13 protein-coding genes and 2 pseudogenes are annotated in these 17,515 nt (G+C 68.2%); 14 read left to right on the forward strand and 1 reads right to left on the reverse strand.

The window, feature by feature from the left end; genetic code table 11:
* The first annotated feature begins 145 nt into the window (after positions 1-145).
* The 4 genes and pseudogenes from BLS97_RS11575 to paaK all read left to right on the forward strand — a co-directional run bounded on the left by BLS97_RS11575 (position 146) and on the right by paaK (position 6,484).
* Positions 146-1,756 carry a DUF1593 domain-containing protein gene (locus BLS97_RS11575; protein WP_157695372.1) on the forward strand — a complete coding sequence of 537 codons (1,611 nt, stop codon included), beginning with the start codon at positions 146-148 and terminating at the stop codon, positions 1,754-1,756.
* A 283-nt stretch (positions 1,757-2,039) separates the two neighbouring features.
* A pseudogene (locus BLS97_RS24655) lies at positions 2,040-3,609 on the forward strand (GMC family oxidoreductase).
* Positions 3,606-5,079: pseudogene (styD, locus tag BLS97_RS11585) on the forward strand (phenylacetaldehyde dehydrogenase StyD). The pseudogenes BLS97_RS24655 and styD overlap by 4 nt, the downstream one beginning before the upstream one ends.
* Before the next feature lie 94 nt (positions 5,080-5,173).
* A complete protein-coding gene (gene paaK, locus BLS97_RS11590; RefSeq protein ID WP_090476102.1) occupies positions 5,174-6,484 on the forward strand; it encodes a phenylacetate--CoA ligase PaaK in 1,311 nt (436 codons plus the stop codon).
* Between the two features lie 13 nt (positions 6,485-6,497).
* Here the strand turns inward: paaK and BLS97_RS11595 are convergent, their stop codons facing one another.
* Positions 6,498-7,097, reverse strand: a complete 600-nt coding sequence (locus BLS97_RS11595; RefSeq protein ID WP_090481970.1) for a TetR/AcrR family transcriptional regulator — start codon at positions 7,095-7,097, stop codon at positions 6,498-6,500.
* Between the two features lie 284 nt (positions 7,098-7,381).
* On the opposite strand from BLS97_RS11595, the gene BLS97_RS11600 reads away from it, so the two are divergent.
* The 10 genes from BLS97_RS11600 (at position 7,382) to BLS97_RS11645 (ending at position 17,491) form a co-directional block, all read left to right on the forward strand.
* On the forward strand, positions 7,382-8,077 hold the full coding sequence (locus tag BLS97_RS11600) for an enoyl-CoA hydratase/isomerase family protein (protein WP_090481973.1): 696 nt from the start codon (positions 7,382-7,384) through the stop codon (positions 8,075-8,077).
* Positions 8,074-8,931 carry a 3-hydroxyacyl-CoA dehydrogenase family protein gene (locus BLS97_RS11605; RefSeq protein WP_231988062.1) on the forward strand — a complete coding sequence of 286 codons (858 nt, stop codon included), beginning with the start codon at positions 8,074-8,076 and terminating at the stop codon, positions 8,929-8,931. Before BLS97_RS11600 ends, BLS97_RS11605 begins: the two co-directional genes overlap by 4 nt.
* 152 nt (positions 8,932-9,083) lie before the next feature.
* Positions 9,084-11,141, forward strand: a complete 2,058-nt coding sequence (gene paaZ, locus BLS97_RS11610) for a phenylacetic acid degradation bifunctional protein PaaZ (RefSeq protein WP_090481980.1) — start codon at positions 9,084-9,086, stop codon at positions 11,139-11,141.
* Positions 11,138-12,091: a 1,2-phenylacetyl-CoA epoxidase subunit PaaA gene (gene paaA / locus BLS97_RS11615; RefSeq protein ID WP_090481983.1), complete on the forward strand. Its 954-nt coding sequence runs from the start codon at positions 11,138-11,140 to the stop codon at positions 12,089-12,091. Before paaZ ends, paaA begins: the two co-directional genes overlap by 4 nt.
* Positions 12,088-12,372, forward strand: a complete 285-nt coding sequence (gene paaB / locus BLS97_RS11620) for a 1,2-phenylacetyl-CoA epoxidase subunit PaaB (protein WP_090476103.1) — start codon at positions 12,088-12,090, stop codon at positions 12,370-12,372. Before paaA ends, paaB begins: the two co-directional genes overlap by 4 nt.
* Before the next feature lie 11 nt (positions 12,373-12,383).
* On the forward strand, positions 12,384-13,274 hold the full coding sequence (gene paaC / locus BLS97_RS11625; protein ID WP_090476104.1) for a 1,2-phenylacetyl-CoA epoxidase subunit PaaC: 891 nt from the start codon (positions 12,384-12,386) through the stop codon (positions 13,272-13,274).
* The gene (gene paaD, locus BLS97_RS11630) at positions 13,268-13,795 is read left to right on the forward strand and encodes a 1,2-phenylacetyl-CoA epoxidase subunit PaaD (protein ID WP_090476105.1); all 528 of its coding nucleotides are present in this window, start codon (positions 13,268-13,270) and stop codon (positions 13,793-13,795) included. The genes paaC and paaD overlap by 7 nt, the downstream gene beginning before the upstream one ends.
* Positions 13,796-13,800: 5 nt before the next feature.
* The gene (gene paaE, locus BLS97_RS11635; RefSeq protein ID WP_090476106.1) at positions 13,801-14,850 is read left to right on the forward strand and encodes a 1,2-phenylacetyl-CoA epoxidase subunit PaaE; all 1,050 of its coding nucleotides are present in this window, start codon (positions 13,801-13,803) and stop codon (positions 14,848-14,850) included.
* A 155-nt stretch (positions 14,851-15,005) separates the two neighbouring features.
* Positions 15,006-15,605, forward strand: coding sequence for a MarR family winged helix-turn-helix transcriptional regulator (locus BLS97_RS11640; RefSeq protein ID WP_090476107.1), 600 nt, complete (start codon positions 15,006-15,008; stop codon positions 15,603-15,605).
* Positions 15,605-17,491 carry an MDR family MFS transporter gene (locus BLS97_RS11645; protein ID WP_090476108.1) on the forward strand — a complete coding sequence of 629 codons (1,887 nt, stop codon included), beginning with the start codon at positions 15,605-15,607 and terminating at the stop codon, positions 17,489-17,491. The genes BLS97_RS11640 and BLS97_RS11645 overlap by 1 nt, the downstream gene beginning before the upstream one ends.
* The last annotated feature ends 24 nt before the right edge of the window (positions 17,492-17,515 follow it).

The following is a 17,515-nucleotide window of genomic DNA, read 5'->3' on the forward strand; positions in this document are numbered from 1 at the left end:
TTTTGGCATTTCATTTCGCATTCAAAGCCAATTGCCCCATCTCGGCATTTCCATTCAGTACTTGACTCGTTCAGGGCGCCAACACAAACTGAGATGGACCGAACTCATTCAGAGCTGAATGGACATTCAGTTCGGAGAGGACCTCATGCGTTCCACGTTGAAGTTCCGCGACAGGGGCGGGATCGGCTTGAAATTGAGCGCCGCCCTTCTTCTCGCCACCACCACGATCGGGCTGGGGGTAGGCGCCGACGCGAGTGCCAGTGCTCCGCGCAGTCCGCACAGCGAGACAGCGTCGATCACGCCCGCGGGTCATTCCGAGTCGAAGAAGCCTCGAACGGTCGTGACCACCGACATGGAGCAGGACGACCTGGCCTCGCTGATCCGGTACCTGTTCTACACCAACGACCTGGACACCGAGGGCATCATCTACACCAGCAGCCGGTACCACTTTGCCGGCGATGGCAAGGGCACCCCGTTCTTCCTGCCCGGCCGGGAATACACCACGCCGCAGACGTCCTGGCGGTGGACCGGCACCAGCACGATCCAGAACGACGTCCTCACGGCGTACGCCAAGGTCTACCCGAACCTGAAGAAGCAGGACCCGGACTACCCGGCACCGTCCGGCCTGCTGTCCAGGGTCAAGGTCGGCAACATCGACTTCGAGGGGGAGATGGACCACGACACGGCCGGTTCGGATCTGATCAAGAAGCTGTTGCTGGACAACGATCCCCGCCCCCTGTACCTCCAGGCCTGGGGAGGGACTAACACGATCGCGCGGGCGCTGCAGTCCATCAGCGAGCAGTACTCCAAGTCTCCGCGGTGGGCCGACATCAAGGCGAAGGTGACCCACAAGGCCGTCATCCTGGCCAGCGGCTTCCAGGACGAGACCTACGCCAACTACATCTCGGTCAAGTGGCCACTGCTCAAGGTCGAGCAGCTCTCCGCCGGCTACAGCACCTGGGGCTACAACTGCAACCGGGGCGCCGGGAACCTCCGCGGACTTCCGGATGACGGCAAGTACTTCCAGGGAGCATGGATCAAGGCGAACATCCAGGTCGGTCCATTGGGTTCGCTGTACCGGTCCTGGCTGGACGGCCAGTCGATGCCGGGTGACCCGCTGGACATCTTCGGTGACCCGGTCGCCGCCAAAACCGGGTGGTGCCCGCCCCAGAACAAGTACGACTTCCTGTCCGAGGGTGACAATGTCGCCTATCTCCCGCTGTTGAACACGGGGATCGAAGATCCGGCCGACCCGCTCCTGGGCAGCTGGGGCGGCCGCGCCACCCAGACCACCACGTCCCCCAACCTGTGGACCATGGTGCCGACCGAGCTCGGGGCCGACGGGACAGCGGTCAAGAACTACACCACCGCCCGCTGGCAGGCGGCCGTACAGAATGACTTCGCCGCTCGCGTGCAGTGGAGCCTGACGCCGCGTTACCGAGACGCGAACCACGCGCCCAGGGTCACCATTGCCGCCGGCCCCACCATCAACGTGGTGGCCGGGCAGACACTCGCCCTGCGCGGGAGCACCAGCGACCCCGATCGCGATCGAGTCGCCGTCAAGTGGTGGCAGTACGCCGAGGAGGGCACATATGCCGGCTCGGTGACCTTCAGTCGGGGCACCTCGTCATCGACCACGGTGACCGTGCCGGCCGACGCCCGACCGGGCCAGACCATCTCCGTGATCCTGCAGGGCACGGACAACGGGGAGTTCCCGCTCACCCGGTATGCGCGGGTGACGCTGCAGGTCGTGTGACCGAACGGTCGACAGCACATCTGATGGGCCGGAGCGCAAAAGCTGCTCCGGCCCATCAGTCATGTTCCGGCGTCGTCGGATCAGGAGCGGACCCGCGGGCGCGTCCGATGGGCTGACCCGCGGATCGCCTGGTGGAGGAGATACGCCCACTCAGCAGGTGTGCGCGGTTCGGCAAGAGGCCGTGCATCTACGGCCAAGGTAGCCGTCGTTCCGGAGTGTTCTATCGAACAGCGGTGGCGCAGGTCACCGTGGTTCGCACTCATCTCGACGGCAAGGAGGCCGGATGACTGATGGGCAGAGCACCACCACTGATTACGTCGTGGTGGGTGCCGGATCGGCGGGCAGCGTGGTGACGCGCCGGCTGCTGGACGCGGGGTTCAGCGTCCACGTCCTGGAGGCCGGTCCGGTGGACACCGATCCGAACATTCATTCCCCACAGGGCTGGCCCGCGCTGCTGGGCGGCTCGCAGGACTGGGCCGTGATGACGGTGCCGCAGGCCCACGCCAACAACCGCTCGCTGTTCTGGCCGCGCGGAAAGGTCCTGGGGGGCAGCAGCTCTTTGAACGGGATGATCTACATCCGCGGGCACCGCAGCGACTACGACGGGTGGGCCGCGGCCGGTTGCACCGGCTGGGACTGGGACAGCGTGCGCCCGCTGTTCCTGCGGTCGGAGGATCACGAAGACGGGGCGAGCGAGCATCACGGGGCCGCTGGGCCGTTGCCCGTGTCCAAGGTGCACGCGCCGAACCCGACCGCCCAGGCGTTCGTTGAGGCGGCGAAGTCGCTCGGACACAAGGAGACCGAGGACTTCAACGGCGAGCAGATGGTCGGGGTCGGGTTCAACCACATGACGACCAAGGACGGCGAGCGTGCCGGCCTGGAAGAGCTTCGTCGTACCTCTGGGGGACCACCCCAATCTGACCGTGACCACCGGGGCGCTGGCCACCCGGATCCTGCTCCAGGACGGACGCGCGATCGGGGTCGAGTACACCGTGGGCGATACGGCGCCCGGATCGACCGTCTCCGGCACCTCGCACCGCGCACTGGCCCGCGCCGAGGTGATCGTCTCGGCCGGCACCATCGGCTCGCCGAAACTGCTGCTGCTCAGCGGCATCGGCCCGGCGGAACATCTCAGGGACGTCGGCGTGCCGGTCACGGTGGATCTGCCCGGGGTGGGCGAGAACCTCCACGATCACCTGCTGGTGAGCAACACCTACGAATCGCGCAAGCCGGTACCGGCCGGGGTGAACAACCTGTTGGAGGCGAAGTTCTACTCGTTCAGCCGGGGCGCGACGACCGAGGCGCCCGACCTGCAACCGTTGTTCCTGCACCTGGTCTATCCGGCCGAGAGCTACCCGGTGCCCGAACAGGGCTACACCATCGCCCCGGGCCTGGTCGCGCCGAAGTCCCGGGGAACGCTGCGGCTCGCCTCCACTGATCCGGCCGCCGCTCCGCTGGTCGACCCCAACATCCTGTCCGATCCGTACGACCTGGAAGCGATGGTCGACGCCGCCGAGATGTGCCGCGAGATCGGGCAGGCGGCGGCCTTCGACGAATGGCGTGGCGCCGAGGTGGCCCCCGACCCGTCGGCCACGATCCGGGACGAACTGCGCGATTATGTGCGCCGAGCGGTCGGCACCCACCACCACCGGGTCGGGACCTGCAAGATGGGCGACCCCGACACGGACGCATCGGTTGTCGTCACGCCCGAACTCAAAGTGGTTGGCGTGCAGGGCCTGCGGGTCATCGACGCGTCCATCATCCCGACCGTCCCGGCCGGCAACACCAACGCCCCGTCGATCATGATCGGCGAAAAGGGCTCGGATCTCATCTTGAACGGAGCTTCGTCATGACCAACACGCTGGACCTGGACACCACGCCGATCACCACCGAACTGTTCATCGGCGGCCGGTGGCGGGCCAGTTCGGACGGTGGCACGTTCACCGATCTCAACCCGGCCGACGAAAGCCCCATCGCCGAGATCTCCCCCGGTTCGGCATCGGACATCGACGCTGCCGTCGGCGCGGCCCGCCAGGCCCTGGAGGGGGAGTGGGGGGGCGACTCCGGGCCCGGCGCGAGCCCTCGTGCTGAACCGGATCGCCGACCTGATCGAACGAGACGGCGCCCTTCTGGCCCAGCTGGAAGCATTGGACATCGGCAAGCCCCTGGCCCAGCCGGGAATGCTGGACATCCCCAACGCGGTGGCGACCTTCCGGCACTTCGCCGGCTGGGCGGACAAGGTGGCCGGGGCCGCCATTCCTACCGCGGGCTACTTCGGCCGCCCGACCCACTCCTTCACGGTGCGCGAGCCGGTTGGCGTGATCGGCGCGATCGTCCCGTGGAACACGCCGTTGATGATCACTGCCTGGAAGCTCGCCCCGAATCTGGCCGCCGGGAACACCGTGGTGATCAAGCCGCCGGAGGACGCGCCCCTGTCGATCCTGCACCTGGCCACCCTGCTGCAGGAGGCCGGCCTCCCGGCGGGAACGGTCAACGTGGTGCCCGGTCTGGGCCGGACCGCCGGGCAGGCGCTGGTCGACCATCCCGGGGTCGACAAGATCAGCTTCACCGGCAGCCCCGAGGTCGGCCGCCGGATCCAGTTCAGCGCGGCGCAGACGTTCAAGCGCGTGACGCTGGAACTCGGCGGGAAGACACCGCAGATCATCTGCGCCGACGCGAACGTCGAGGCCGCGGTCGGCGGCACGGCGATGGGACTGTTCTTCAACCAGGGCGAGGTGTGCGCGGCCGGGACCAGGGTCCTGGTCCATCGTTCGCTCTACGCCGACGTCGTCGATGCCCTCGCCGCAGCGGCCGAGGCGCAGGTCCTGGGCGATCCGTTCGACCAGGGCACCACCATGGGCGCGTTGATCAACGCCAAGCAGCGGGACCGGGTCGAAGGCTACGTCGCCCGCGGTGCGGCCGAAGGGGGCCGGGTGGTGGCCGGCGGCCGCAAGCACGACGGCGCCGGGTTCTTCGTGCGGCCGACGATCTTCGCTGACGTGGACAACGACATGACGGTCGCCCGGGAGGAGATCTTCGGGCCGGTCGGCGTCGTCATCCCGTTCGACGACAACGAGGAGGCGCTCCGGCTGGCCAACGCCACCCAGTACGGGCTGGCCGCGAGCATCTGGACCCAGGACGTCACCACGGCCCACACGCTGGCCGCGAAGGTGCGGGTCGGCGCGGTCTGGGTCAACGGTTGGGCGGCTCTGGACCCCGCGCTGCCCTGGGGCGGGATGAAGACCAGTGGTATCGGGCGGGAACTGGGCTGGAGTGGCATCCTGGCCAACACCGAGGAGAAGGTCATCACCGTCGTCCTCTGACGCTGCCCCGCCACCTCGGCCGGCGGTGACTCGCAGCAGTTGCCGCCGGTCGACTCCGCCCGCACCGACCACAAGCATCGTGAGGCAAGCAATCATGCAGGACCGAACCCCCAGCCCGGAGTCACTCGAACCGATCGAACGAGCCTCGGTGGATGAGATCCGGGCGCTGCAACTGCAGCGGCTGCAGGACACCGTCCGCCGGACCTACGCGAACGTGCCCCATTACCGGGCCGCGTTCGACGCGGCCGGCGTTCATCCGGACGATATCCGGCAGTTGTCCGATCTCGCCCGGTTGCCGTTCACCACCAAGTCCGATCTGCGGGACAACTATCCGTTCGGCATGTTCGCCGTCCCGCGGGAGCAGGTCTCGCGGGTCCACGCGTCGTCGGGTACCACCGGCAAGGCGACCGTGGTCGGCTACACCAAGCAGGACATCACCACCTGGGCCGGTCTGATGGCCCGCAGCCTGCGGGCCGGTGGGGTGCGACCCAGCGACCGGGTCCACGTCGCCTATGGCTACGGGCTGTTCACCGGCGGGCTCGGAGCCCACTACGGAGCCGAAGCCCTTGGCTGCACGGTCATTCCGGTGTCCGGCGGTATGACCGAACGGCAGGTGACCCTCATCCGGGACTTCGAACCGGAGGTCATCATGGTCACCCCGAGCTACATGCTGGCCATCGTCGACGAGATGGAACGGCAAGGAGTCGACCCGGCCTCGACGTCCCTGCGGGTCGGGGTGTTCGGGGCCGAACCGTGGACCACGGACATGCGGGCGGCGATGGAACAACGGCTGGATCTGCATGCGGTCGACATCTACGGGCTCTCCGAGGTGATGGGACCCGGGGTGGCCATGGAATGTGTGGACACCAAGGACGGACTGCACGTCTGGGAGGACCACTTCTATCCGGAGATCATCGATCCGATCACCGATGAGGTGCTGCCGGACGGACGGGAGGGGGAGCTGGTGTTCACCTCGCTGACCAAGGAGGCGATGCCGGTGATCCGTTACCGCACCAGGGATCTGACGCGGCTGCTGCCGGGTACCGCCCGCCCGATGCGCCGGATCCAGAAGATCACGGGCCGGACCGACGACATGATCATCCTCCGCGGGGTGAACCTGTTCCCGACCCAGATCGAGGAGCTGATCCTGCAGACGCCCGCCCTCTCGGCCCACTTCCAGTGCGTCCTGCACCGCGACCACGGGCCGATGGACGAGATGACGGTGCACGTCGAACGGCGTCCGGATGCGACCGCGGCCGATGCGGAGGCCGCCGCGACCAGCCTCCGGACGCTGGTCAAGAACGTCATCGGGGTGAGCGTCGTCGTGCGCGTGCTGGAGCCGGAAGGGGTGGAACGGTCGGCCGGCAAGATGCGCCGGGTCGTCGATCGGCGACCCGCCCGTTGACCCCGTCAGGCCGTCACGTAGCAGTCCGCAGACCGTCGAAAACGACCCCGCAGACCACATCACCCAGGTCGGCCGCCGTCTGCTTGCTGGTCGGTTTGAGCCATTCGGTCAGCGAGTTGACCGTGCCGAACAGCAGGCGGGCGACCACCGCCGGATCCAGATCCGATCGCAGTGCACCGTCGCCGACCGCCTCCTTGACCAGGTCGGTGACCAGGTGGTCGATCCGGCGTCGGCGGGCCAGCGCCTGCCGTTCGACATCACTGTTGCCGCGGACCCGGAGCAACAACGTCACGAACGGCAACCGGTCGACCAGCACGGAGATGCTGCGCCGCAGCAACAGTTCCAGACGCTCGACCGCCGGTCCGTCGGAGGACTTGATCTCTTCGGCAGCCTCCTCCAGGCCGGTGAGGGCCTGGTCGAGCGCCAGGCGGAGCAGTTCCTCCTTGCTCTCGACGTGGTGGTAGATCGAGGATTTGCCGATGCCGAGGCGGGCTGAGAGGTCCTCCATGCTGGTGCCGTCGTAGCCGCGCTCGTTGAACACCTCGACCGAGGCGGCCAGAACCGAGGCCACATCGTGTCCGGGCCGGCCGCGCCGGCGAACTGGTGTGGTCATGGCATCCGCTTCCTGATCTGCTCGACTGCATCTGCTCGCCTGCGGCCACGAGACGGCGACGATCTCGCGGCCGTCATGGTCCGGTCCGGGCCGGCCGAAACGATGCGTGCCGGCCGCGGTCGGATCGAGAATATCGCCGACCGGCGGATGTGACACGGCCCTCCCCGACTGGACCAGACCGAACGTTCGGGTGAATAATAGCCGGAAATCGACTCGATGGGGAGGTCCTTGGCGTGAGCGAACCGACCGGGGGGGCATTGCTGGTGGACGATCGGGCCGACCGGATGGTCGTGACGCTGAATCGTCCGGCGGCCCGCAATGCGATCGACCAAGCCATGATCGGCGAACTGCACGCCGTCTGTGACCGGTTGGAAGCCGGACCCCGCCCGCTGATCATCATCGGGTCGGGCGGCGTCTTCGCCGGCGGGGCCGACATCGCCCAGCTACGCGACCGCCGCCGCGGGGAAGCGTTGCTGGGCATCAACAGTCGGCTGTTCGATCGCATCGCGAAACTGCCGCAGCCCACCGTGGCCGCGGTCGCCGGGCCCGCCCTGGGCGGGGGCGCCGAACTGGCCTATGCCTGTGACATCCGGTTGGCCGCGCCGACCGCCCGATTCGGCAACCCGGAGCCCGGGCTCGGCATTCTGGCCGCGGCCGGGGCCAGCTGGCGCCTGTCGGAACTCGTCGGCCGCTCGGTGGCCAAGCAGGTGCTGCTGGGCGGGTCGACCCTGGACGCGGAGCGAGCGCTGCGGGTGGGCCTGGTGGCGGACATCGTCCAGGAGGCCGACCTTCTCGGTGCCGCGCACGCCCTGGTCGACCGGATGCTCCGGGCCGTTCCGCTGGCCCTGCGGCTGACCAAACTGGTCCTCGATGCGCCAGGGCCGCACCCGGTGGCCGATGACCTGGCCCAGGCCATCCTGTTCGAGACCGAGGAGAAACACGAACGCATGACCCAATTCCTGGAACGGAGCCGGAAGTGACGTCCCCCCGGAATGGCGTGATCGCGGTCATCGGTGGCGGACGGATGGGCGCCGGGATCGCCCAGGTGTTCGCCGGTGTCGGCTATGACGTGGTGGTCGCGGAGGGCGACCCGGCCGCCGCCGCCGCGGCCCGCGACCGGATCCGCGCGTCGCTGGAGCGCGCTTCGGCCAAGGGAGCGCTGACCGAACCGGTACCGGATGTGCTGGATCGGCTCACCGTGGTCCCGGCGATCGGCGAGTTGCCGGCCGATGCGTGCCTGCTGGTCGAGGCGGTGCCCGAGAACCCCGAACTGAAGCGGGACGTGCTGATCCGGGCGGCGGCCGTCGTGGGTGAGAACTGTGTCCTGGCCAGCAATACCAGTTCGCTGTCGATCACCGAGCTCGGTGCCGGTCTGCCGAACCCGGGCCGATTCATCGGGATGCACTTCTTCAACCCGGTCCCGGCCTCCACTCTGGTCGAGGTCGTGGTCGGTGACCGGACGGATCCACGTGTCGCCGAGCGGGCGACCGACTGGGTGGGGCAACTGGGCAAGCAGAGCATCGTCGTCCGGGACAGTCCGGGATTCGCCACCAGCCGACTCGGTGTCCTGCTGGGTCTGGAGGCGATCCGCATGCTCGAGGAGGGGGTCGCCGACGCGGCGTCCATCGATCGGGCCATGGAGTTGGGCTACCGGCACCCGATGGGACCGCTGCGGTCCACCGACCTGGTCGGCCTTGACGTCCGGCTGGCCATCGCCGACCACCTGGCCGCCACCCTGGGGGATCGCTTCCGGGCGCCGCAACTGTTGCGGGACAAGGTGGCTCGGGGGGAACTGGGCCGGAAATCGGGGCAAGGGTTTTTCACCTGGCCGTGATCGAGCGATTCCGTCCGTCGTCGCAGGTGCGCCGGCGCGCTGCCCGGTCCGCGCACGTTGACTTCGATCACCGTGCAACGGCATAATAACTGAACGAACAGACGGTCGGTATATCCCTGGTTCGCGGAGTTCAGGTCGAGATGGAGGATGTTGTGACAGTGCTGTCCAGCTACGTACGAGGCAACTGGCACACCCCGGACGGTGACGGCGCTGCCGTGTACGACGCGGTGACCGGCGACGAGATCGCCCGCCTGTCCACCGCCGGTATCGACATGGCCGCGGTCCTTGACTACGGACGGCAGGTCGGCGGCCCAGCCTTGCGGGCGTTGACCTTCCACCAACGGGCGGCGTTGCTCAAGGCGCTCGCGTCCTATCTCCGTGAGCACCGGGAGGAGCTCTACGCCCTCTCCGCGCGCACCGGGGCGACCAAGGGCGATTCCATGTTCGACGTCGACGGCGGGTTCGGGGTCCTGTTCAGCTACGCCAGCAAGGGACGGCGCGAACTGCCAAGCGGCACGGTCCTGCTGGACGGCCCGACCGAGCCCCTGGGCAAGGGCGGAACCTTTCTGGGTCAACACATCTGGACCCCGCTGCGTGGCGTCGCGGTGCAGATCAACGCGTTCAACTTCCCGGTCTGGGGGCCGCTGGAGAAATTCGCCCCCGCTTTCCTGGCCGGGGTTCCGAGCGTCGTCAAGCCGGCCAGCCCGACCGCGTACGTCACGCACCGCCTGGTGGAGCTGATCGTCGCGTCCGGCCTGCTCCCGGCCGGGTCGATCCAGTTGATCACCGGCAGGGCCGGCGATCTGCTGGATCACCTGACCGAGCAGGACCTGGTCGGTTTCACCGGCTCGGCCAGCACGGCCCGGAAGCTGCGGACCCATCCGGCCATCGTCGCCGCGGGTGTGCGGTTCACCGGCGAGGCCGACTCGCTCAACTGCTCCATCCTCGGCCCCGACGCAGTTCCCGGCACGCCGGAGTTCGACCTGTTCGTCAAGTCCCTGACCACCGAGATGACGGTCAAGGCGGGCCAGAAATGCACCGCGATCCGGCGGGCGATCGTTCCCGAGTCCTTGCTCGACGCGGTCGGGGAGGCGGCCTCGGCCCGGCTGGCCAAGGTGGTTGTCGGGAACCCGGCGGACCCGTCGGTCCGGATGGGTGCCCTGGCCGGTCTCGAGCAGCGGGAGGACGTCCGCCGGTCCCTCAAGGCGCTGCTGGACGTCTCGACTGTTGTCTTCGGGGATCCCGACCATGTCGACGTGGTCGGCGCGGACACCGACCGCGGGGCCTTCATGTCCCCGATCCTGTTGCGGGCCACCAGCGATCGGGCCGAGCCGCACGAGGTCGAGGCGTTCGGCCCGATCAGCACCCTGATCGGATACTCCTCGCTCGAGGACGCGATCGCCCTGGCCGCCCGGGGCAAGGGCAGCCTGGTCGGGTCGCTGATCACGCACGATCCGGCGGTCGCCCGGGAGGTGGTGCTCGGTCTCGCGCCATGGCACGGACGGCTGCTGGTGCTGGATCGGGACGACGCCGGCGAGTCGACCGGGCACGGGTCGCCGCTGCCGGCCCTGGTGCACGGCGGGCCCGGTCGGGCCGGTGGCGGCGAGGAAATGGGCGGACTGCGCGGCGTCCAGCACCACATGCAACGCACCGCCGTCCAGGCGTCCCCGGACATGCTGACGGCGGTCACCGGTCGCTGGACCACCGGGGCCCACCGCATCCAGACCGGTACCCATCCGTTCCGGAAGTCGTTGGCGCAGCTGCAGATCGGCGACACCGTGGTGGCCGGCCCGCGCACCGTCACCATCGAGGACATCGACCACTTCGCCGATTTCACCGGCGACACGTTCTACGCCCACACCGACGAGCAGGCCGCCGCGGCCAACCCGTTCTTCGACGGCCGGGTCGCCCACGGCTATCTGGTTGTCTCGTTCGCGGCCGGGCTGTTCGTCGATCCGGCGCCGGGACCCGTCCTGGCCAACTACGGACTGGACAATCTGCGCTTCCTGACCCCCACCTATCCCGGCGACGAACTCACCGTCACCCTGACCGCCAAGGCCATCACGCCGCGCGACGGTGACTACGGGGAGGTGCGGTGGGATGCCGATCTGACCAAGCAGGACGGCACGTCGGTCGCCAAGTACGACGTGTTGACCATGGTCGCCAAACAGTGGCCGTTGCCCACCGAGCCGGAAGGGACCACACCGTGACCGTGATCAGCGATCAGACGCAGCCCGACGAGCTGCAGTCGCACTTCGACGAGACGATTGCCCGCGAACGACGGATCGAGCCGCGGGACTGGATGCCCGAGGCATACCGCAAGACGATGATCCGGCAGATCGCGCAGCACGCGCACTCCGAGATCATCGGCATGCAACCCGAGGGCAACTGGATCACCCGGGCGCCGTCGCTGCGGCGAAAAGCAGTGCTGCTGGCCAAGGTCCAGGACGAGGCCGGCCACGGGATGTACCTGTACTCGGCGGCCGAGACGCTCGGCGCCGATCGCGCCGACCTCACGGATCGGCTGGTGCACGGGCGCCAGAAGTACTCCTCGATCTTCAACTACCCGACGCTGTCCTACGCCGACGTCGGCGTGATCGGCTGGCTGGTCGACGGAGCCGCCATCTGCAACCAGGTCCCGTTGTGCCGCAGCAGCTACGGGCCCTACGGCCGGGCCATGGTGCGGATCTGCAAAGAGGAGTCCTTCCACCAGCGGCAGGGTTACGAGCTCCTGATGACGATGATGCGGGGGACCGACTCCCAGCGGGACATGGTGCAGCAGGCGGTCGATCGTTTCTGGTGGCCGGCCCTGATGATGTTCGGCCCACCGGACGACGAATCGCCCAACACGGAGCAGTCGATGGCCTGGGGCGTCAAACGCCACACCAACGACGAGCTGCGGCAGCGGTTCGTCGACATGTCGGTCCCGCAGGCCGAGAAGCTCGGCGTCACTTTCCCGGATCCGGACCTCCGCTGGAACGCCGAGCGAGGTCATTACGACTTCGGTACCCCGGACTGGGACGAGTTCTGGGCCGTGGTGAAGGGGAACGGCCCGTGCAATGCGCAGCGGGTGGCTCATCGCAAGTCGGCCCATGACGAAGGCGCGTGGGTCAGGGAAGCGGCGCTCGCCCACGCCGCGAAGTCGGCGGGTCGGCGATGAAGACCGACTGGCCCCTGTACGAGGTGTTCCTCCGCGGCAAGCGGGGCCTGAACCATGTGCATGTCGGGTCGCTCCATGCGGCGGACCCGCAGATGGCCCTGCATCACGCGCGTGACCTGTACACCAGGCGCAACGAGGGGGTCAGCATCTGGGTCGTCCCCGCGGCCGAGATCACGGCCAGCAGTCCGGACGAGAAGGACCCGTTCTTCGCTCCGTCCGGCGACAAGGTCTACCGACACCCGACGTTCTACGAGATTCCCGACGACGTCCCCCATATGTGAGGAGCGCAAAGATGAGTGACTCACTCGAAGACGACTTCGCCGCCCACGCGCTGAGCGAGGAGACCGAGGACCACCGCTGGGCCTTCGGAACCGGGTTCACCGACGCCCTCCAAGGCGTCGACACCACGGTTCCGGCCGATGTCGACGGGCAGGCCCTGGCCACCTACTGCCTGATGCTGGGGGACGACGCGCTCATCCTGAGCCACCGCCTGCAGCAGTGGATGACCCGCGCGCCGGAGCTGGAGGAAGAGACGGCGATCGGCAACATCGCCCTCGACCTCCTCGGTCAGGCCCGGATGCTGCTGGCCCGCGCCGGCAAGGCCGACGGAACCGATCGGGACGAGGACCGGTTCGCGTTCTGGCGGGCCGAGCGGGAGTTCCGCAACGTCCGTCTGGTGGAACGGGCCGACGCCGACTTCGCCGAGATGGTCGCCCGCCTGCTGGTCTTCTCGACCTGGCGGCTGGCCCAGTTCGAGGCGCTGCGGACCTCCCGGGATCCGGTCCTGGCGGCCATCGCCGCCAAGGGCGTGAAAGAGCTGACGTATCACCGGGACTACGCCGCCCGCTGGGTGGTCCGGCTCGGTGACGGCACGGCGGAGTCCCATCGGCGGATGCAGGCCGGGTTCGAGGCGATCTGGCCGCTGGTCGACGAATTGTTCCGTCCGCACCCGGTGGAGACCTCGCTGCCGGCCGTCGCGGTCGACGCCGCCGGCCTGCGTGACGGCGTCGATGTCATCCTCGACACCGTCCTGGCCACCGCCACGCTGGATCGGCCGGACGCGCGCCCGCTGGCCGGCGTCCGCGGTCAGTACGGACGGGACGGCCTGCACACCGAGGCGTTCGGGTACATCCTGGCCGAGTTGCAGAGCGTCGCCCGAGCCCACCCGGACGCGACATGGTGATCACCACGACGAATCCGAATTCGGTGCGGCGCGAGCGGGCCTGGGCGGTCGCGGCGCGGGTGCCCGATCCCGAGCTGCCCATGGTGACGCTGGCCGATCTGGGCATCCTGCGTGACGTGCGGGTCGACGCGGCCGGCGTCACCGTCACGATCACGCCCACCTACTCCGGTTGCCCGGCCATGCGGGAGATCAGCCACGACCTCCAGCTCCGCCTGGCGCAGGCCGGCTTCGACGACATCAAGATCCGGACCGAGTTGTCGCCGCCGTGGAGTAGCGACTGGATCACCCCGGACGGGCGGGCCAAGCTGTCGGCGGCCGGCATCGCCCCGCCCAATGCTGCCGGAAGCCGTCCGGGGGGCCCGATTCCGCTGACCCTGGCGCCCATCGCCCGTGATGTCGCGTGTCCTCGGTGCGGTTCGCGCCGGACCGAGGAAACCTCGGCCTTCAGCGCCACCGCGTGCAAGGCGCTGTACCGGTGCCGCGATTGCGCGGAGCCGTTCGAATACGTCAAGGAAATCTGAAGGCAATGGCCCGTAACGACTTTCATTCCCTGCGGGTGGCCGACATCGAGCCCTTGACCGACGATTCGGCCGCGGTCAGGTTCGAGATCCCGGACGACCTGGTCGACGCTTTCCGCTTCGCCCCCGGCCAGTCGCTGACGCTGCGGCGAGGCGAGGAGCGTCGGTCGTACTCGATCTGCGCCCCGGCCGGGAGATCGCCCCGCATCGGGGTCCGGGAAGTGGCCGGCGGCCTGTTCTCCGGATGGCTGATCCACCAGGTCCGGCCGGGAGACGTCATCGAGGTGCAGCGTCCGGCCGGGAGCTTCAGCCCTGACCTGGAGGTCCCCGGCCGTCACGTCCTGATCGCCGCCGGATCGGGGATCACCCCGATGCTCTCGATCGCCGCCTCGGTGCTGGCCGCTCACCCCGAGTCAACGGTCACGCTGATCTACGGCAACCGGCGCAGCGACTCGGTGATGTTCGCCGACGAGGTCGCCGACCTCAAGGATGCCTTCCCATCCCGGATGCACCTGGTCCACGTGCTGTCGCGCGAGCCGCAGGAGGTGGAACTGTTCTCGGGCCGGCTCGATGCCGACCGTCTCCGACGGTTGCTGCCGGCCACCGTCGACGTCGAGGGCGTCGATCACTTTTGGCTGTGTGGGCCGTTCGGGATGGTGACCGACGCCATCGAGGTGCTCACCGCATTCGGCGTTCCCGGTGACCGCATCCACCGCGAGCTGTTCTACGTCGGCGACGAACCGCCGGTCGAGACCCGCCATGAGGACGCGCCGGCCGGGCCCGGCGCGGAGGTGACCGTGATCCTCGACGGCCGCAGCACCATTGCCACCGTCCCCCCGAACGTCACGGTGCTGGACGGAGCGCAGAAGGTTCGCCCCGATCTGCCCTTCGCCTGCAAGGGCGGAGTGTGCGGAACGTGCCGAGCGTTGGTGACGCACGGCGAGGTGCACATGCGCCGGAACTTCGCGCTGGAGAAGGCGGAGGTCGACGCCGGTTACGTCCTGACCTGCCAGGCCCTTCCGGTGTCCGATGCGGTGACCGTGGACTTCGATTCCTGACGTCGCGGGCCGGCCCGACCAGGGCGGCACCGGCGGCCGAGATATTTAGTTGCGTCGGCACAAGTAGCGGTGCATTATTGCGGGCGGCAACTAGATGCAGGCTGCAAGCAATTGCAGCCGGGCCGGCCGCGAATCGCAGGAAGGGGAGGGGAACGATGACGGGTGACACCTCCGTGGGCGCGCCGTCCTGGGCCGGCGAGCCGGCCGACATCGACCGACCGGCGGGTGCCGATCAGGCCGCCGAGATCGCCGATTCGATCATCACGATGATGCGCATCTACGGAAGTATCAAGGCGCGGATCGCCTCGGCCGCCGATCCCGAGACGACCGCCCTGTTCCCCCTGGTGCGGCTGGTCAAGGAGGGCCCGCGCCGGGCCAAGGAACTCGCCGAATCGATGAACGCCGACCCCTCCACGGTCTCCCGTCAAGTGGCGACCCTGGTCCGGACGGGCATGGTCGAGCGCAAGGCCGACCCGGACGACGGTCGGGCGTCGATCCTGGTGCCGACCGAGCTCGGCGTCTGTCGCGTTCAGGAGCACTTCGTGAATCGGGGCCAGATGATCGAGCCGATGATCGCCGACTGGCCGGCCGAGGACCGGAGCAACTTCTTGCGGCTGCTCCGGCGCTACACGCAAAGTCTCGAGGACCACCGAGACGAGGTCCTGACCAGCATGAACAGATCGCATCACCTGCACGCCGCCGCCTCTGCAGGGACTCCACCACGACCGCAAGCCAGCATCGAGAGGTCCAACTGATGGCCACCACCGAATCAACGGCCGCCACCGCGGCTCCACCGAGTCCGGCCGGGCTCACCCACAAGCAGATCATGACCATCCTGGTCGGTCTGCTGCTGGGCATGCTGCTCGCCGCGCTCGACCAGACGATCGTCTCCACCGCTATCCGCACCATCGGTGACGACCTGCACGGCCTGAACATCCAGGCCTGGGTCACCACCGCCTACCTGATCACCTCGACCGTGACGACGCCGCTCTACGGCAAGCTGTCGGACATCTACGGACGCCGGCCGCTGTTCCTGACGGCCATCACCCTGTTCATCATCGGATCCGCCGCCAGTTCGTTCGCCACGTCGATGCCGATGCTGGCCGCGTTCCGCGCCTTCCAGGGTCTGGGCGCCGGCGGTCTGTTCTCCATGGCCTTCGCGGTGCTGGCCGACATCGTCTCGCCGCGGGAACGGGCCAAGTACCAGGGCTACTTCCTGGCCGTCTTCGGCACCTCGTCGGTGATCGGCCCGTTGGTCGGCGGATTCTTCGCCGGAGCGACCAGCATCCTGGGGATCGCCGGCTGGCGCTGGGTCTTCCTGGTCAACGTCCCGATCGGCTTCGTGGCCCTCGTCGTGGTGTGGAAGGTGCTGCACATCCCGCACGTTCGCCGTGACCACCGGATCGACTGGTGGGGTGCACTGGCCCTGGTCGTCGGCATCGTCCCGATCCTGATCGTGGCCGAACAGGGCAGCGAATGGGGTTGGGGGTCCGGTCGCATCCTGGGCCTGATCGCCGTCGCGGTCGTCGGCATCATCGCGTTCATCCTGATCGAACTCCGGATGAAGGACGAGGCGTTGATCCCGATGCGCCTGTTCAAGCAGGCGACGTTCAGCCTCGGCCTGGGCGTCAACGTCCTGGTCGGCGTCGGTATGTTCGGCGCGATCTCCATGCTGCCGCTGTACCTGCAGCTGGTGAAGGGGGCCACCCCCACCGGGTCCGGCCTGCTGCTGTTGCCGCTGATGGTGGGTCTGATGGCCGGCTCCATCGTGTCCGGTCAGCTCACCTCCCGCACCGGCAAGTACAAGATCTTCCCGGTGATCGGCACCGCCATCCTGACCGTCGCCTTCGTCCTGCTGCTGACCATCAAGGTGCAGACCGGGTTCTTCCAGCTCGACGTGTACTTCCTGTTGATCGGCCTCGGCCTCGGGCTGTGCATGCAAACCCTGCTGATCGCCGTCCAGAACGCGGTCCCGGCCCGGGACATCGGGGTGGCCACCTCCTCGGCCACGTTCTTCCGCCAGCTCGGCGGCACGCTCGGTGTGGGAATCTTCCTGTCGCTGCTGTTCAACACCCTCGGTGACAACACGGCGAAGGCGCTGAAGGTCTCCGTCACGGAGCCGTCATTTCTGCAGGCGGCCGGCAAGGCTGCGGCGAAGGCCGGTCAGAACGTGGAGGCCTACCTCGGTTCCCTCGGACAGCAGCTCAAGATCGATTCATCGTTCCTGTCCAAGATCGACCAGGTGGTCGCTCACCCGTACCAGGTCGGGTTCGTCAACTCCACGCACGTCGTCTACGTGTGCGGCGCGATCTGCATGCTGGTGGCCTTCGCGCTGGTGATCATGATCAAGCAGACCCCGCTGCGCACCATGTCGGCGCTGCAGGAGACGCAGATGGAACAGGCCAGCATGGCCGCCGAGACCCTGCCGGCCTCGGAGCAGCAGGTCACCGCGCCGATGGGTGTTGCCGCCGAACGCACCGAAGAGGCCGCGGCGGCTCGCGAAGAGGCCCGAGAGCATGCGCCGGCCCATTCACCTGAGGCCGGCGGCGAGCACGTCGCGGTGGCCGACCTGGTCGCCGGGTCCGATATCCGGCCCGACGGGACGGCGGCCGCTCCGGACCACGGCAAGCACGAAGTCTGATCCTTTCGCAGAACGAATCGAAGG

This window comes from Nakamurella panacisegetis (assembly GCF_900104535.1).
Classification (GTDB): Bacteria; Actinomycetota; Actinomycetes; order Mycobacteriales; family Nakamurellaceae; genus Nakamurella; species Nakamurella panacisegetis.

Excerpts from the sequence above, each read along its gene's own strand:
- paaE (WP_090476106.1), top strand. The coding sequence starts at position 13,801 with ATGGCCCGTAACGACTTTCATTCCCTGCGGGTGGCCGACATCGAGCCC.
- paaC (WP_090476104.1), top strand. The coding sequence starts at position 12,384 with ATGAGTGACTCACTCGAAGACGACTTCGCCGCCCACGCGCTGAGCGAG.
- BLS97_RS11575 (WP_157695372.1), top strand. The coding sequence starts at position 146 with ATGCGTTCCACGTTGAAGTTCCGCGACAGGGGCGGGATCGGCTTGAAA.
- paaK (WP_090476102.1), top strand. The coding sequence starts at position 5,174 with ATGCAGGACCGAACCCCCAGCCCGGAGTCACTCGAACCGATCGAACGA.
- BLS97_RS11595 (WP_090481970.1), bottom strand. The coding sequence starts at position 7,097 with ATGACCACACCAGTTCGCCGGCGCGGCCGGCCCGGACACGATGTGGCC.
- BLS97_RS11640 (WP_090476107.1), top strand. The coding sequence starts at position 15,006 with ATGACGGGTGACACCTCCGTGGGCGCGCCGTCCTGGGCCGGCGAGCCG.
- BLS97_RS11600 (WP_090481973.1), top strand. The coding sequence starts at position 7,382 with ATGGTCGTGACGCTGAATCGTCCGGCGGCCCGCAATGCGATCGACCAA.
- paaD (WP_090476105.1), top strand. The coding sequence starts at position 13,268 with ATGGTGATCACCACGACGAATCCGAATTCGGTGCGGCGCGAGCGGGCC.
- paaB (WP_090476103.1), top strand. The coding sequence starts at position 12,088 with ATGAAGACCGACTGGCCCCTGTACGAGGTGTTCCTCCGCGGCAAGCGG.
- BLS97_RS11645 (WP_090476108.1), top strand. The coding sequence starts at position 15,605 with ATGGCCACCACCGAATCAACGGCCGCCACCGCGGCTCCACCGAGTCCG.